The sequence below is a fragment of the Planktothrix prolifica NIVA-CYA 540 genome, assembly GCF_963864145.1.
Lineage (GTDB): Bacteria > Cyanobacteriota > Cyanobacteriia > Cyanobacteriales > Microcoleaceae > Planktothrix > Planktothrix agardhii.
In genome coordinates this window covers 2,562,462-2,577,580 of the sequence record NZ_CAWLTW010000001.1, presented here as the reverse complement: position 1 = coordinate 2,577,580, position 15,119 = coordinate 2,562,462, and the positions used below count along the sequence as shown (strand labels likewise).

The following is a 15,119-nucleotide window of genomic DNA, read 5'->3' as shown; positions in this document are numbered from 1 at the left end:
ACAATCTCTAAAAAACTGATAACTGATAACTGATAACTGATTATGTCTCAAACTATTGTTGTTAAAATTGGTACATCGAGTTTAACCCAGTCGGCGACGGGACATTTAGCCCTATCGACTTTAGCCACATTAGTAGAAACTTTAACCCGACTACAAAAGCAGGGTTATCGAGTGGTTTTAGTGTCTTCGGGTGCGGTAGGAGTGGGATGCGATCGCTTAGGATTAACCGAACGTCCCCGCACCATTGCTTTAAAACAGGCCGTAGCCGCCGTCGGTCAAGGTCGTTTGATGCGGGTTTATGATGATTTATTTAGTACATTAAAACAACCCATTGCTCAAGTTTTACTCACCAGGGGAGACTTAGTACAACGCAATGGTTATGTGAATGTTTATAATACGTTTCAACAACTTTTAAAATTAGGAGTAATTCCGATTGTTAATGAAAATGATACCGTTTCTGTCGATGAACTAAAATTCGGGGATAATGATACGCTTTCGGCTTTAGTTGCTAGTTTAGTGGAAGCGGATTGGTTATTTTTATTAACCGATGTAGATCGATTATATTCGGCCGATCCCCGTGAGAATCCCGATGCTCAACCGATTAGTTTAGTGACTAATATGGAACAATTAGAACAATTCCAAGTTAAAACGGGAGATTCTCGCAGTGGTTGGGGAACCGGAGGGATGATTACTAAAATTGAAGCCGCCAGAATTGCCACGGGGTCAGGGGTGAGAACAGTGATAACAGAGGGGAAATTCCCCCAAAATTTAGAAAAAATTCTGCAAGGGACGGAACTCATTGGCACGCAATTTGAACCCCAGAATAGACCCGTTAATGCTCGAAAACATTGGATTGCAAATGTATTAGTTCCTACGGGAAAAATATATTTAGATGCCGGGGCAATTCGAGCAATTTCTCACGGCGGAAAATCTCTATTGGCGGCGGGAATTACTCAAGTTGAAGGTGAATTTAATCTTCAGGATTCTGTCCAAATTTGTAATTTAGATGGACAGGAAATTGCTAGGGGATTAGTGAATTATAGTCAGGGAGAATTGCAAAAAATAAAAGGTTTACATTCGGATAAAATCCCTGAAATTTTGGGTTATGACGGAGCAGATACGGTAATTCATCGTGATAATTTAGTCGTATCATCTCCATTATCTATAACTTAAAACCCTGAGTTCAAATTCTCAGGAGGATTACCCGATCCCCGTTCCGATAGTTGAAGTGATTCATAATAAACTTCAAGACAGCTATCCCCTAAAATCTAATGAACTTACAGATAGCTCACCGGATTTCCAGATTTAGGATAAAATAGTAAAACCCTTAGCAATTGAAGATTTTTTGACCCCTTAAAACCTTAAATGACCCTAGCAGAATCTTGGACAAATCAGTGGCGTTTCCAACTGGAAAACGATTACCCTAACTCCAGTCAAGACAAACGAGAAAGTATCATTAATTGGTTACTGGGAGAGCATTTTACCAGCTTAGATTCCCTCCCTACTAACCAACAGGAACGAATCAAATTAGGGTTAAACTTTCGCTATCAAATTCTACAACAGCGCTATTTAGATACGCCTCCCGAAAAAGCCTATCGAAATTTAATGCAGCGATTAGGGAGTTTAATGATCCTACGCCAAAAGGTTCGTCTTTGGGTGTCAACCAGTCGCGATCGCCAGCGTCAAGTGGTGGATGTTTTACAAGAAGTGGTACAGGAAATGTTGAATAGCGATCGCTATTTACAACAACAAATCCAATGGATTTCTCAATGTACAAACGATCGCCAATTAAGCAATGCTTTATTATTCACAACATTAGAAGAATATTGTCTGCGTCCGATTCGGAATCAACCCCTATTAGTTTATAGATTTGTTAACTATTTACGTCGTTCTCAACGGGGCGGATTAACCCAAGTTCCCGCCGGAGAATGGATTAAACAATTATCCGATGAAATTCTATCCGATGAGACAGATGACACTATTAGTTTATTAGATAATCAAGCCATTTCTCAATACGAAGACGACCAATATTTTCAAACCCAACAAAACCAAAGGTTAAAAGTACAAGCAGAATTTGAAGACTATTTAATTAAAAATGTAGATTCAACGGCGGCGGAATGGTTGCGACTGTATTTACAAGGATTATCCCAAGAAGCGATCGCTCAAAAGTTAAATTTACCGATTAAACAAATCTATCGACTCCGAGAAAAAGTTAGTTATCATGCAATTAAAAACTTTACCTTAAAACAGAATCCAGAATTAGTTACCAGTTGGTTAGGAACCTCTTTATCCGAACATCGTTTAGGATTAAATTCCGAACAATGGGAACAATTTTGGCAAAGTTTAAACGATAACCAACGTCAAATTATTGAACGATTAAAAGCCGGAGAAACTTTAGAAACTATTGCTGAAACCCTAAACTTAAAACTCACCCAAATTCAACAGGAATGGACTACAATCTATTTAATGGCTCAAGATATTAGAAATTAATTACGAATTGGGAATTGGGAATTGGGAAATATCTTCGTAAACAGCAGTCAGAGAACAAGAGAAATTAACACTGGTTAACTCTAGTTCTTGATTTCCTCGATAACTATAAAGCTCCCATCTCCCCTCTGCATTCCCTCGAAAACAATCAACACGCTGGCGGTTTTGACTAATTAATACATATTCTTGTAAGGTTTCTAATTCTTGATAGTCGATAAATTTATCCCCTCTATCAAAGGCTTCCGTCGAGGATGAAAGCACTTCAATAATTAAGCAAGGATAGCATTTAAAATATTCAAAATTGGTATCGCGGGAGTCGCAAGTTACCATGATATCTGGATAGTAGAAAATATTTAAAGTTTCAATCCGGGCTTTCATATCTGCAACATAAACACGACACCCAGTTCCACGAATATGATTTCTTAGCATAGCCAGTAAGTTAGCGGTAATGGTGACGTGAGCATCACTCGCCCCAGCCATTTCATAAATTTGTCCCTGTATATATTCATGTTTAATCGGGCTATTCTTTTCGACTTCTAAGTATTCTTCCGGTGAAAGATAGGGATGAGCTTTGCTAAATGTCATAAATTAATCATCCTGAAAATCTAATTCTAACCGTATTTCTGTATTTTGAGTTTTGCTAGAATATTATTAATCATAGACGTTGTAGGTTCATGGTACTGATTATATACTTTTGTTGTAGTCCCAATAACACAAATTGCGTTAAAATAAGATTGAACAATACAGCAACCTCCCAAAAATTCCCTATTTCCAGTTTTGAAAACCTATGATTCCCCAAAAACTGACCCTAAAAAATTTCCTGAGTTATCGAGAAGCGACCCTAGATTTTAGTGGATTACATACCGCCTGTATTTGCGGTTCCAACGGGTCAGGAAAGTCATCTTTATTAGAAGCAATGGCTTGGGCAATTTGGGGGGAAAGTCGGGCAGAATCAAAGGATGATATTATCTATATGGGAGAATTAGAAACCCAGGTTGATTTTATATTTATTAGTCAGGGAAACTTATATCGGGTGATTCGTAACCGTCGCCGTGGTCAATCGGGAGCCTTAGAATTTCAAGTTGCAACCACCGTTTTACAAGAAATTGAAGATTTAGATCAAATTAAGTTTCGCACCCTCACAGAAAAGGGAATAGCCCCCACTCAACAGAAAATTATAGACTACTTAAAACTAGATTATGATACCTTTACTAATTCCGCCTATTTGCGTCAGGGAAAAGCCGATGAATTTATGATCAAACGTCCCGCCGAACGTAAAGAAATTCTGGCTAATTTATTAAAATTAGATCAATATGATGGCTTATCGGATAAAGCCAAAGACTTAGCCAAAAGTTATAAATCCCAAGCCGAAATTTTAGAACAAACCTTAACCAGTAATCAAGTCCAAATCGACCAAAAAGGTCAACTGGAACAGGATATTATTCAACTACAAAATACCATTAATCAGCTTCAGGAAAAACAAGCCCAAGATCGAGATCAATATCAACAACTACAAGCCCAACAACATCATCGTCAATCTTGGGAAAAATTACTCACCGGACAACAACAACAGCATCAAACCTTTGCTCAAGACTATCGCAGATTACAACAGGAATTAGTTACTACTCAACAGCAAAGTCAAGAATTAGAAGCAGTATTAAAACAGGAAACAGAAATTCAAACCGGATATAATAATTTTATCACCCTACAAACTAGAGAAGAAAACCTATCGGCTCAATTCAAAATCTATCAAGATTCCCAACAACAACGCCAACAATTACAGGAACAACAACGCCAACATCTAAACACCTTACAACAGCAAATTCAGGGACTACAAGCCCGTTTGGAAGCCCTAACCCAACAGGAACAAGACTACTCTCAAATTTTAAGCCAAAAAACTGATATTGAAGCGGGATTAGAACAGTTAAAAACCGCTCGCAATCGTTTAACTCACTTTGATCAATTGCAATTAGAAGTTACCCCAATTTTACAACAGCGTCAACGCTTACAAACGGAATTAGATCGGGCTCAATCTCGTCAACAAGCCCGCTTAGAAGAATTAAAAACCTCCGTCGGAAAATTGCAACGAACCCTCAACCAGCATCGCCCCCAATTAGAACAACAATCCCAAAGCATTGCGAGTCAAATTATTGAACTGGATAAGAAAAAAGTTTATCAATTAAGGGTGAGGGAAAAAGGACAAGAACGTCATGGTTTTATTGACCGCTTGAATACGGTAAAACGGGATTATGAGGAAAAATTAGGGGAACTGGATCAGAAAATTCAACTGTTATCAAAATCGGAATCTGAAGCACCTGAAACCGAAGAATTACCGTTATTGCAATCGCAGTTTCCCCCCTGTCCATTATGCGATCGCCCCCTAGACGAACATCACTGGAATTTAGTTATTTCTAAACAGCAAAACCAACAACAGGAATTCAGAAATGAAATTTGGGTGATCCATGAACAGTTAGTAGTTGCGGATCGAGAACTTAAAATATTACAGGAAGAATATCGACAAATCCAAGAGGATTTATTACCCTATGAAGAATTGCGAGAACAACGGGGAAAAATTCAAGCTCAGTTAGAATCCTTAGATCAAGATGAACAACAATTACAACAATTAATTTTAGAAGAAAAAGCCGTTCAAACCATTTTAGAGACGGGTAATTATGCAAAGGATTTATATGCAGAATTACAGGATTTAGAGCAGAAATTAAGCCAATTAAATTATAATGAACAAAGCCATGCGTTAGCTAGGAATGAGGAAAAACGGTATCGTTGGGCGGAAATTAAATATAGTCAAATTCGAGATGCTCAAGACAAATTAACCAAAATTAATACTCAAAAACCAGAATTAGAAACCAAAATTCAATCCTTAACCCAAAGTTTAACTGAAGAAAAAAACAACTCTGAAATTCAACAAAAAATTATAATTTTAGAGCAAAAAATCAACCAAATGGGTTATAATGTTGAGGAGCATAATCGCATCCGTACAGAATTGCGTCAAGCTCAAATTTGGTTAACTCGAACCGAACAATTAAACCAAGCCAAACAACAATATCCTATCCTGCAAAAACGCCTTCAAGAGTTAGAAACCATTACCCAAGAACGGGTAAAAAACCTACAAGCAATCCAAGGACAAATTGAACTATTACAAGAACAATTAAAAGAAACTCCCGACCCGACAGAATCATTAAAACAATTAGAGCAATTAATTCAACAACAACGACTAAAATTAGATCATTATTTAGGACAATTTGGCAGTTTACAACAACAACAAACTCAATTAGATAATTTAAACGCTCAACAAATCGAAATTAAAACCCAATTAGATACCACCCGCCGTCAATATCGAGTTTACGATGAATTAGCAAAAGCCTTTGGTAAAAATGGAATTCAAGCCCTAATGATTGAGAATGTTTTACCCCAATTAGAAGCAGAAACCAATCAAATTTTATCTCGATTATCCTCAAATCAACTCCATGTTCAATTTGTTACCCAACGTACTAGCGGACGGGGTAGTAAATCCTCAAAAAATGCTCCTAAAATGATTGAAACCTTAGAAATTCTAATCGCAGATGCGCGGGGAACTCGTTCCTATGAAACCTATTCCGGGGGGGAAGCCTTTAGAATTAATTTTGCTATCCGGTTAGCCCTAGCTAAACTATTAGCACAACGGGCGGGAACTTCTCTACAAATGTTAATTATTGATGAGGGATTTGGAACTCAAGACGCTGAAGGTTGCGATCGGTTAATTGCGGCTATTAATGCGATCGCTTCTGATTTTGCTTGTATTTTGACTGTCACCCATATTCCTAGTTTAAAAGAAGCTTTTCAAGCTAGAATTGAAGTTCATAAAACTAGCCAAGGTTCTCAAATTTATCTCTCAATTTAATTACATAACTAGCAAATCCTGAAAAAAGTGCTCAAAAATTTAAGTCAAGAATATGCAATTAATTTTGTTTAGGTACTTAACAAAACGAGGTTTTTATGACTTTAGATGACGAACTTAATACAACCCTACTGAGTTTCACTGACCTACAAGCGGAATTAAATTTACGTCATGCTCAAGACGCCCTCCGCGATATTGTAGACCATCTTGACTTAACTCCCACGGAAAGAGAAGGTTTAGAACCTGATATTGGGGGTTTGCAAAGAATGATGGATAAATTAGACCGTACCTGTGTACAAATTGCGGTATTTGGAATGGTTGGAAGGGGAAAATCTTCGGTATTAAATGCTTTATTAGGTCAAGAAGTATTTATTTCTGGCCCAATTCATGGTGTTACCCAAACCACTCAAATTCAGCCCTGGGAAATGACTGATAACCAAATATCTAATATTCCTACGGTTTCCTATAGAATTTGTCAAATTGAACTGATTGATACCCCAGGAATTGACGAGGTAGATGGGGAAACCCGCGAAAAAATTGCCCGTCAGGTAGCGCAACAAGTTGATTTATTATTATTTGTTATTGCTGGAGATATTACCCAAGTTGAATATGATGCACTTTCGCAATTGCGAGAAGCGGGAAAACCGATGTTATTAGTATTTAATAAAATTGATCAATATCCCGAAGCTGATCGACAGGCAATTTATGAAAAAATTAGAGATGAAAGAGTCAAAGAATTGTTGTCTCCCGATGAAATTGTGATGGCGGCGGCTTCTCCTTTAGTCGCTAAAGCTATTCGTCGTCCCGATGGAACTTTAAGCGCCGAAATTACTCGAGGAGAACCTAAAATTGAGGAATTAAAGTTAAAAATTTTAGAGATTTTGGATCGGGAAGGGAAATCATTAGTCGCCTTAAATACGATGTTATATGCGGGAGATATTAATGAAAAATTAGTCCGGCGAAAAATGGAAATTCGAGAACAAAGTGCTAATCGAGTAATTTGGAATGGGGTGATGACTAAATCAATTGCGATCGCCTTAAACCCAATGATGATGATTGATTTATTGAGTGGGGCGGTGATCGATGTGGCGTTAATATTAACCTTATCTAAACTTTATGGAATTTCCATGACTCAACAGGGGGCGGTAGAATTATTACAAAAAATTGCCCTAAGTATGGGAGGAATTACTGCTAGTGAATTAGTCGCAAATTTTGGTTTAAGTTCTTTAAAAAGTATATTAGGATTAACGGCCACAGCTACCGGGGGATTATCATTAATTCCCTATCTATCTGTTGCTATTCCCCAAGCTGCGATCGCCGGGGTTTCTGGTTATGCGATTGGACAGGTAACAAAAGCCTATTTAGCCAATGGTGCATCCTGGGGAGAAGAAGGGCCAAAAGCTGTGGTTCAAAATATTTTAGAAACCTTAGATGAAACTTCAATTATGAACCGAATTAAACAGGAATTATGGAAAAAAATTAATCTTCAAAAAAAAATTAAGGAAATTTAATTCTGTTGGGAATTAAAATTATATATTTTAGCATTCTCCCCAGTAGAGACGTTGCCTGTAACGTTTCTACTGGGGGGTTAGGGATTGTCCCTGATCGCTTACAATAATTAAAGGATTACGCAGATTAACACAGATTAAAATCCGTGAAATCCGTGAAATCCTCTTAAATCCGTGATCCCTATTCCCTTCTAATATGTCTTTGGATACTCCAATCTCTGAACCGATCATAACTGAATCCGAATCTCCTGTAATTTCACCTGAGATTGATCCTAATTTACAAGTTCGGTTTAAAACCGAAGCCGGACGATTATTGTTATTTTTACCACCGGAAAACAACCGTGAAGATATCGAGACCAATGCCAACCTTAATAATACCTGGACAGAACTCTGGCAACAGTTAAAACATCGTCTTAACGGGGGTGAACACGCAGAACAAGATTATACGGAAGTTTATCTAATGGCAGAAAATCGGTTATTAGATGGGCGTCAACTCCAAGATATTGCCGAGGCGCTAACGGAAGTTCAACTGCAACTGAAACGGGTTAAAACCAGTCGCCGTCAAACCGCAGTAGCAGCAGCTATGGCGGGCTATAGCGTCGATCAGGATGTGGAACGGGAAACCTTGGCTCAACCCGTGTTAGAGACGACTACAGCCCCCTTAGCAGAACCGTTATATTTGAAAATGACCGTGCGCTCTGGTGTGGATATTCGTCACCCAGGAACCATTGTAATTGTCGGGGATGTGAACCCAGGGAGTTCAGTGATTGCCGATGGCGATATTATTGTTTGGGGACGGTTGCGGGGAAATGCCCACGCCGGGGCTAAAGGGAATCGAAATAGTTCAATTATGGCTTTGCAAATGGAACCTAAGTTAATTCGGATTGCGGATCAAGTGGCGCGGGGGCCAGAAACCTCCCCCGAACAGTTTTACCCAGAAGTGGCTTATGTTGATACCACAGGAATTCGGATTAGTCCGGCGAAGGAAGTTGCTAAGGCTAAAATATTGACCCTGGAGATATAGTGGGTAATGGGGAATGGGGAATTACGAATTACGAATTACGAATTACGAATGGGGAGGAAAGGATTTTAGACTTTGGGTTTGAGTATCGGTTTATTGAAAAGACGCGCCAAATGTGGATGAAATAAGTTATTCTGAACACCGGATCGATATATTGCCGAACACAAATTTTTAAAATATGAGTCGTGTTATTGTGATTACCTCTGGAAAAGGAGGGGTGGGAAAAACTACTTGTACCGCTAATGTGGGTATGAGTTTGGCAAAACGGGGCCACAGTGTTGTGGTAATTGATGCGGATTTTGGTCTGAGAAATTTAGACTTACTCTTGGGTTTAGAAAATCGGATTGTTTATACAGCAATGGAGGTTTTATCGGGGGAATGTCGCCTGGAACAAGCCTTAGTGAAAGATAAACGAGAATCCCGTTTAGTGTTATTACCTGCGGCTCAAAATCGGATGAAAGAGGCTGTTACCCCCGATCAAATGAAGCAATTAGTAGCGATGTTGGAAGGCAAATATGATTATATTATCATTGATTGTCCGGCGGGAATTGAACAGGGATTTCAAAATGCGATCGCCCCGGCAAAAGAAGCAATTATTGTCACCACTCCCGAAGTTTCAGCCGTTAGAGATGCGGATCGAGTGATTGGTTTATTAGAGGCAAATTCGGTTAAAAAAATTCGGTTATTAATTAATCGGATTAAGCCTTTAATGGTGGAAGCCAACGATATGATGTCGGTACAGGATGTGGAAGAAATTCTAGCAATTCCTTTAATTGGGGTGGTTCCCGATGATGAAAATGTGATTGTTTCCACCAATAAAGGAGAACCTTTAGTATTAGCAGAAAATCCTTCCCAAGCGGCGCAAGCGTTTACGAATGTGGTGCGTCGAATTGAAGGGGAAAAAGTAGCATTCCTTGACCTTAACCCCCGTCAAGAAGGGTTTTTTGCTAAACTACGTCGTTTGCTTTCCTCTAAAGTTCGCTAAAAATATAGCAACCGCCAAGGCAGTTAGGACACTATACGGATCTTAGAACCCAGACGGTGAAGTATTTTCCCCCCAGATCCGGCGTTCCCTGTTCCCTGCTATATATCTTGAAATTGTTGATCTGACTGCTTCTGTATTCATCCTCCAAACCCCCATGAAAATTAATGAACTCATAGAAAGACTTTTTCCTCGAAATCATCAAACCAGTCGAGAGGAAGCTAAACAACGCTTGAAGTTGGTCTTAGCCCATGACCGGGCTGATCTATCGGCGGAAATGGTGGAAGCCATGCGAAAAGAAATCATGGAAGTGGTATCTCGTTATGTAGAAATAGATACCGATGATTCAGAATTTAACTTAGAAAGTGATAACCGAGCTACCGCATTAGTGGCTAATTTATTAATTCGTCGGGTTAAACAAAGGGGATTAGTCATGGCTGAATCTCCTCCTCCAGAACTTAAAACCGAATCTCCTAAAGACGAGGAGACTGAGAAAACCTCACCCCAACCGTCCCCAACCCCAACCCCCAAACCATCTACTTCACTTAAATCCGAGTTAAAAGCTCCTCCTCCTCCACCGGAGAAAAGCACAGAAAATCCAGATTGACATCCACCCCACCGTAAAACGGGCAACAACCCAGTTTTTGTAATAGGATAGCTTGTATTAGAGTCCTAAAGGACTCACTACAAATTAGGGGGGAGTTCGGGACTGACCATCAGAGTTAATACTTCGTCCCCAATGCCTTTTAATTTATGGAATTCTTGGCTGATAATTTCCCCCCGAGGGAGATAGTTAGCCACTTCCGTAGAGACTAAAATACTATTGGGATGGGCAACCTCCTGTAACCTGGCCGCCATATTCACCGCCGGGCCAATGGCGGTATAATCGGAACGATCTTGAGATCCGAACATCCCGACAACCGCCGTCCCAATATGAATTCCGCACCGGAAACGCACGGGGACAACCCCATTTTCCCCGACAATGCCCTGTTCTCGCCAGTGTTGATTTAACTTATCAAGCGATCGCAACATTTGCCTCGCTGAATTCACCGCCTGTTTTACCTGTTTTTCGGCTGATAACTCCTCCGGGGCGCCATATAAAGCCATCACCGCATCCCCGACAAACTTATCCACCGTCCCCCCATTAGCAAAAATCACCCGGGTCATCTCTGCTAAATACTCATTTAACACCACTGCAATTCCCTGGGATTGTAACTGATTCGACATTTGGGTAAATCCGACAATATCACTAAATAAAATCGTAATTAACCGAGGTTCGGGACTCAGATCCAGGGATAACTCCCCGGTTGCGGCTTTTTTAACCATGGTTTCGGGTAAAAATCGCTTCAATACTGACTCTGTTAAATATCTATTTAACTCAAATATACGCCTCTCATTCTCTTTTAAAGACTGTAAGTTTCTAACTTCTGCCAACAATTCCCGATCATTAAAGGGTTTTGATAAATAGGCATCTGCCCCCCGTTCCACCCCTTCTAAACGGGTATCTTCATCGGCTTTAGCCGTTAATAAAATCATCGGGGTTCCCTTCAATTGCGGGTTATTCCGAATTAACCGAATTAAATCTAACCCTGAGACTAAAGGCATCATTAAATCCGTAATAATCACTTCTGGGTGATATTTTTGGGCAATTTCAAACCCTTCCACCCCGTTACAAGCTACTACCACATTATAACCCGATTGACGCAGAATTTTGGAGACATAACGGCGTAAATCCGGGTTATCATCCACCACTAAAACTAAATTAGTCAGGGAACCATTTTCAGGTAAAATCATATTCTCCTGACGGGTTTCTTCCCCATCAAAATCATCTCCATCGGTTACATCCACATCAATATCGGCAAACTCCACCGATGCCCGACTTGAATTTAATTCAGCCTGAATTTCTAATATTTGTTCCCCTGGTAAATGGGAGGTTCCCTGTTGTAACCAAACCGTAAAAGTTGTGCCTCTCCCATACACGGATTCTACGGAAATTTGGCCTTTGTGCAGTTCGACTAATTCCTTAACTAAAGCCAACCCTAAACCCGAACCTTCATAGGAACGATTAGCCGAGCCTTCCGCTTGTCTAAACCGTTCAAATAAATAGGGAATTTGTTCCGGTTTAATCCCAATTCCAGTATCCGTAACCTGCAAACGACAATGATTTCCCATCGGTTCCACCCTGAGAGTAATTGTCCCTCCGGCGGGAGTAAACTTCATGGCATTAGACAATAAATTATAGATAATTTTATCAAACCGTTCTAAATCCAAATACAACAACGGACAATGGTTTAAATTAGTTTCCAGGTAAATTTCTTTCTTTTGACAATAGAGTTGAAAAGACTCAACGGTACTATGACAAAAAGCAATCAAATCACAGGGACGAAAACTTGGCTGCATTCGTCCAGCATCAAATCGTTGTAAATCCAATAATTGATTGACTAACCTCAATAGTCGTCGGGAATTTCTTAAAGCTATTTTTGCCTGTTCCTGGGGTAAATCCTGCTGTTGATTAATCGCCGATTCTAACGGCCCAATCATTAAAGTTAAAGGAGTACGAAACTCATGGGAAATATTCTGGAAAAATTCCGTTTTCACCCGGTCGGCTTCTAACAATCGTTGCGCCTGTTGTCGAGTTTTTTGATATAAACGAGCCTGTTGTACCGCCAGAGCAGCTTGTACGGCCACTACTTGGACTAAATTAATTTCCGACTCCTGCCATTTACGAATCCGATTATTTTGTCGCAGGGAAATACTACCAATAATCTGACCTTCTGACTGCAAAGGAACTAACATTAGGGCTTTAGAAGCAGAACGTAGGGGTAATTCAGCAATCTTACATTCCGGTTGCAGATCTAAGTTATCAATAACAACGGGTTGGCGGGTGCGTAAAAGTTTTTGTAATACTGGATTTTCTCGAATCGGAACGGCCGACTGAGGTAGGGTTTCTAGGGAGAGCTTAGGGGCGGGAGTAGACGCTTCCGATGACCATTCATCACTAACCATCGAAGCCTGTCGAGTTGCATCATACAACCCCACACACTGAACATATTCATCATCCCTTGTCCAGAGGGATAAGGCACAGCCATCCACCTGTAGGGCTTCTCCCAATTGTTGGGTAATGGCGCCGAAAATTGTGCGCGGATCGAGACTCGAACGAATAGCCGATGTAATGGTATTAACTAGGGCCTCCCGTTTCGCCAGTTCCCGCACCTGTTCATAGGCCCGAGCTTGGGAAAGGGCGAGAGCCGCTTGGTCAGAAACCGTAATCACTAACTGCACTTCGTGGTCAAGCCAGATATGGGGTTCTTGGCAGTGATGCAGGGCTAAAACGGCCATTAAGTCCAGTTTGTAGAATAGGGGGACGACTAAACTTGACCGAATTTGAGTTTGATCGTAGGCCTGTTGACGTTCTGTTACCGATAAAATCCGTTCATCCCTAACTGCATCCTGAATCACTTCGACGTCTGTGGTTTCCCAGACTAATAATTGTAATAAATTCTTGGAAGGCTTTTGACTATCGGGGGTTTCTGTGGCATCTAGCCGTCCCGACTGATACATAAACCATTCATCCACCATTTGCCCGTCTTGAAACGGCCGCAGCAGGCAATAGCGGGCTTCAAACATTTGGCCAACGGTTTCCACGATCCGTTGCAGCATTTCCCGATAGTTGGGGGCGGAGCGAATGGTATTGGTAACAGCGTAGAGGAGGGATTCTTGTTGGAGGGCGCGTCGTAATTCTTCGGTACGGGATTTGAGAACCCCATGGGTTTCTAAGGCCTGTTTAACGATGGCTTTGAGTTCTTCCGCATCCCAAGGTTTGGTAACGTATTTAAAAACTTTACCGGAGTTAATTGCTTCGACTAAATCCTCGACGTCGGTATAACCGGTGAGGATAATTCTAATAATATCGGGATATTGGGCCGCGGTTAAACTCAGAAATTCCGTCCCGCTCATTTGCGGCATTCTTTGGTCGGAAATAATCACCGCCACGTCAGTCTCGGACGCTAAAATCTTTAGCGCCTCTGGCCCACCATCTGCTCGCAACACCCGGTATTCCCGATGAAAGGTGCGATACAGCAAATCTAGGTTATCGGGTTCGTCATCGACAACCAAGATCGTCGGCTTAGATTTTTTCTGGGAACTCATGCACCGGACTCCTGCTGCAAGGGATGTAGGGGGCAATGATCTGTAGAATTCACCAATTGGATGTTAACTCGGAGCCCCTATCTAATACGGGTTAAACCACAATCAGGGTATTGATGCACAATATTTATTGTACCCCTATACTTCTGGGCGCGGAATTCCCGTATTCTTTCAGAAAGTATAAAACTGTCACGATTACCCAAAAAAGGGGGATCGGAATTAATATTGCACTATTGATAAACTGTGAATCAATTGTTTTCCACTTCGAGATCTAACACATTTTTCTGGGGTTACGGAAATGGCATGGGTTCAAAAAACCTGCCCGAACAGGAAAATTCGCTACAAAAAGGGAGTTCTGTGGATTTTTCTAGTTTACAAATTCGGCCAGCAACCTCTGAGGACTTAACGGGATTAACGGATGTTTTGGCCGAGAGTTTTCATTCCCAGGAGGGACTTTTGGGCTGGATTTATCCGATTTTACGGTTAGGAATTTATGAGGATTCCCGTTATCGTTTATTGGCAAATACAGATCAATATTTGTGTTTAGTAGCTGTGGTTTCAGGGGTCAGGTCTCCTAAACCTTCGATTTTAGGAACCATAGAAATCGGTTTGCGATCGCGTTATCCTTGGCAATTATCTTTAACCTCTCGCTATTTGTATATTTCTAATTTAGCCGTTCATCCCCAATATCGCAAGCTGGGAATTGCCCAAAAATTACTCGCAAGTTGTGAACAAACTGCCCAACGTTGGGGATTTTCTAATATTTATCTTCATGTCTTAGAAAATAATCATCAAGCCCGAGGTTTATATTATAAAATGGGTTATAGATTAATTGAGATTGATTCGGGTTGGAATTGCACATTATTAGGACAGCCTCGACGTTTGTTTTTACAAAAACCGATTGGTAATGGGTAATGGGGAATGGGGAATAGGGAATAGGTAATGGGGAATAGGGAATAGGTAATAGGTAATAGGTAATAGGTAATAGGTAATGGGGAATGGGTTTTGGGTTTTGGGTTTTGGGTTTTGGGTAATAAGTACCTAAACAAAATTAATTACACATCTTCCACCCTGTTCCCT

The 15,119-nt window shown here is 40.5% G+C and carries 11 protein-coding genes; 9 read left to right on the top strand and 2 right to left on the bottom strand.

The features are described from left to right. Nucleotides 1–42: 42 nt before the first annotated feature. Complete coding sequence (gene proB, locus AC559H_RS11705; protein ID WP_026785994.1) at nt 43–1,173, top strand: glutamate 5-kinase; 1,131 nt, start codon at nt 43–45, stop codon at nt 1,171–1,173. A gap of 192 nt (nt 1,174–1,365) precedes the next feature. After that, on the top strand, nt 1,366–2,490 hold the full coding sequence (locus AC559H_RS11700) for a HetZ-related protein 2 (protein WP_026785993.1): 1,125 nt from the start codon (nt 1,366–1,368) through the stop codon (nt 2,488–2,490). Here AC559H_RS11700 and AC559H_RS11695 read toward each other — a convergent pair whose 3' ends face one another. After that, nucleotides 2,491–3,072, bottom strand: coding sequence for a Uma2 family endonuclease (locus tag AC559H_RS11695; RefSeq protein ID WP_026785992.1), 582 nt, complete (start codon nt 3,070–3,072; stop codon nt 2,491–2,493). Between the two features lie 202 nt (nt 3,073–3,274). Between AC559H_RS11695 and sbcC the strand changes: the two genes are divergently transcribed. The 6 genes from sbcC to minE all read left to right on the top strand — a co-directional run bounded on the left by sbcC (nt 3,275) and on the right by minE (nt 10,500). Next, nucleotides 3,275–6,385, top strand: a complete 3,111-nt coding sequence (sbcC, locus tag AC559H_RS11690; RefSeq protein ID WP_026795753.1) for an exonuclease subunit SbcC — start codon at nt 3,275–3,277, stop codon at nt 6,383–6,385. 95 nt (nt 6,386–6,480) lie between these two features. After that, entirely contained in the window at nt 6,481–7,893 is a 1,413-nt protein-coding gene (locus tag AC559H_RS11685; protein ID WP_026785990.1) for a GTP-binding protein, read from the top strand. Between the two features lie 193 nt (nt 7,894–8,086). Next, the gene (minC, locus tag AC559H_RS11680; protein WP_026795754.1) at nt 8,087–8,914 is read left to right on the top strand and encodes a septum site-determining protein MinC; all 828 of its coding nucleotides are present in this window, start codon (nt 8,087–8,089) and stop codon (nt 8,912–8,914) included. Continuing rightward, nucleotides 8,914–9,039: a hypothetical protein gene (locus tag AC559H_RS11675; protein ID WP_269147415.1), complete on the top strand. Its 126-nt coding sequence runs from the start codon at nt 8,914–8,916 to the stop codon at nt 9,037–9,039. Before minC ends, AC559H_RS11675 begins: the two co-directional genes overlap by 1 nt. 50 nt (nt 9,040–9,089) lie before the next feature. After that, nucleotides 9,090–9,896 (top strand): septum site-determining protein MinD, encoded by an 807-nt coding sequence (minD, locus tag AC559H_RS11670; protein WP_026785989.1) that lies wholly within the window; start codon nt 9,090–9,092, stop codon nt 9,894–9,896. Between the two features lie 154 nt (nt 9,897–10,050). Next, nucleotides 10,051–10,500, top strand: coding sequence for a cell division topological specificity factor MinE (gene minE / locus AC559H_RS11665; protein WP_026798506.1), 450 nt, complete (start codon nt 10,051–10,053; stop codon nt 10,498–10,500). Between the two features lie 77 nt (nt 10,501–10,577). On the opposite strand, the gene AC559H_RS11660 is transcribed toward minE, so the two are convergent. After that, the gene (locus tag AC559H_RS11660; protein WP_026785987.1) at nt 10,578–14,042 is read right to left on the bottom strand and encodes a response regulator; all 3,465 of its coding nucleotides are present in this window, start codon (nt 14,040–14,042) and stop codon (nt 10,578–10,580) included. 300 nt (nt 14,043–14,342) lie between these two features. On the opposite strand from AC559H_RS11660, the gene AC559H_RS11655 reads away from it, so the two are divergent. Further along, nucleotides 14,343–14,954 carry a GNAT family N-acetyltransferase gene (locus AC559H_RS11655; protein WP_026795755.1) on the top strand — a complete coding sequence of 204 codons (612 nt, stop codon included), beginning with the start codon at nt 14,343–14,345 and terminating at the stop codon, nt 14,952–14,954. Nucleotides 14,955–15,119 lie beyond the last annotated feature (165 nt).

Coding starts and splice junctions, on each gene's coding strand:
- proB (WP_026785994.1), top strand. CDS start 43: ATGTCTCAAACTATTGTTGTTAAAATTGGTACATCGAGTTTAACCCAG.
- AC559H_RS11700 (WP_026785993.1), top strand. CDS start 1,366: ATGACCCTAGCAGAATCTTGGACAAATCAGTGGCGTTTCCAACTGGAA.
- AC559H_RS11695 (WP_026785992.1), bottom strand. CDS start 3,072: ATGACATTTAGCAAAGCTCATCCCTATCTTTCACCGGAAGAATACTTA.
- sbcC (WP_026795753.1), top strand. CDS start 3,275: ATGATTCCCCAAAAACTGACCCTAAAAAATTTCCTGAGTTATCGAGAA.
- AC559H_RS11685 (WP_026785990.1), top strand. CDS start 6,481: ATGACTTTAGATGACGAACTTAATACAACCCTACTGAGTTTCACTGAC.
- minC (WP_026795754.1), top strand. CDS start 8,087: ATGTCTTTGGATACTCCAATCTCTGAACCGATCATAACTGAATCCGAA.
- minD (WP_026785989.1), top strand. CDS start 9,090: ATGAGTCGTGTTATTGTGATTACCTCTGGAAAAGGAGGGGTGGGAAAA.
- minE (WP_026798506.1), top strand. CDS start 10,051: ATGAAAATTAATGAACTCATAGAAAGACTTTTTCCTCGAAATCATCAA.
- AC559H_RS11660 (WP_026785987.1), bottom strand. CDS start 14,042: ATGAGTTCCCAGAAAAAATCTAAGCCGACGATCTTGGTTGTCGATGAC.
- AC559H_RS11655 (WP_026795755.1), top strand. CDS start 14,343: ATGGGTTCAAAAAACCTGCCCGAACAGGAAAATTCGCTACAAAAAGGG.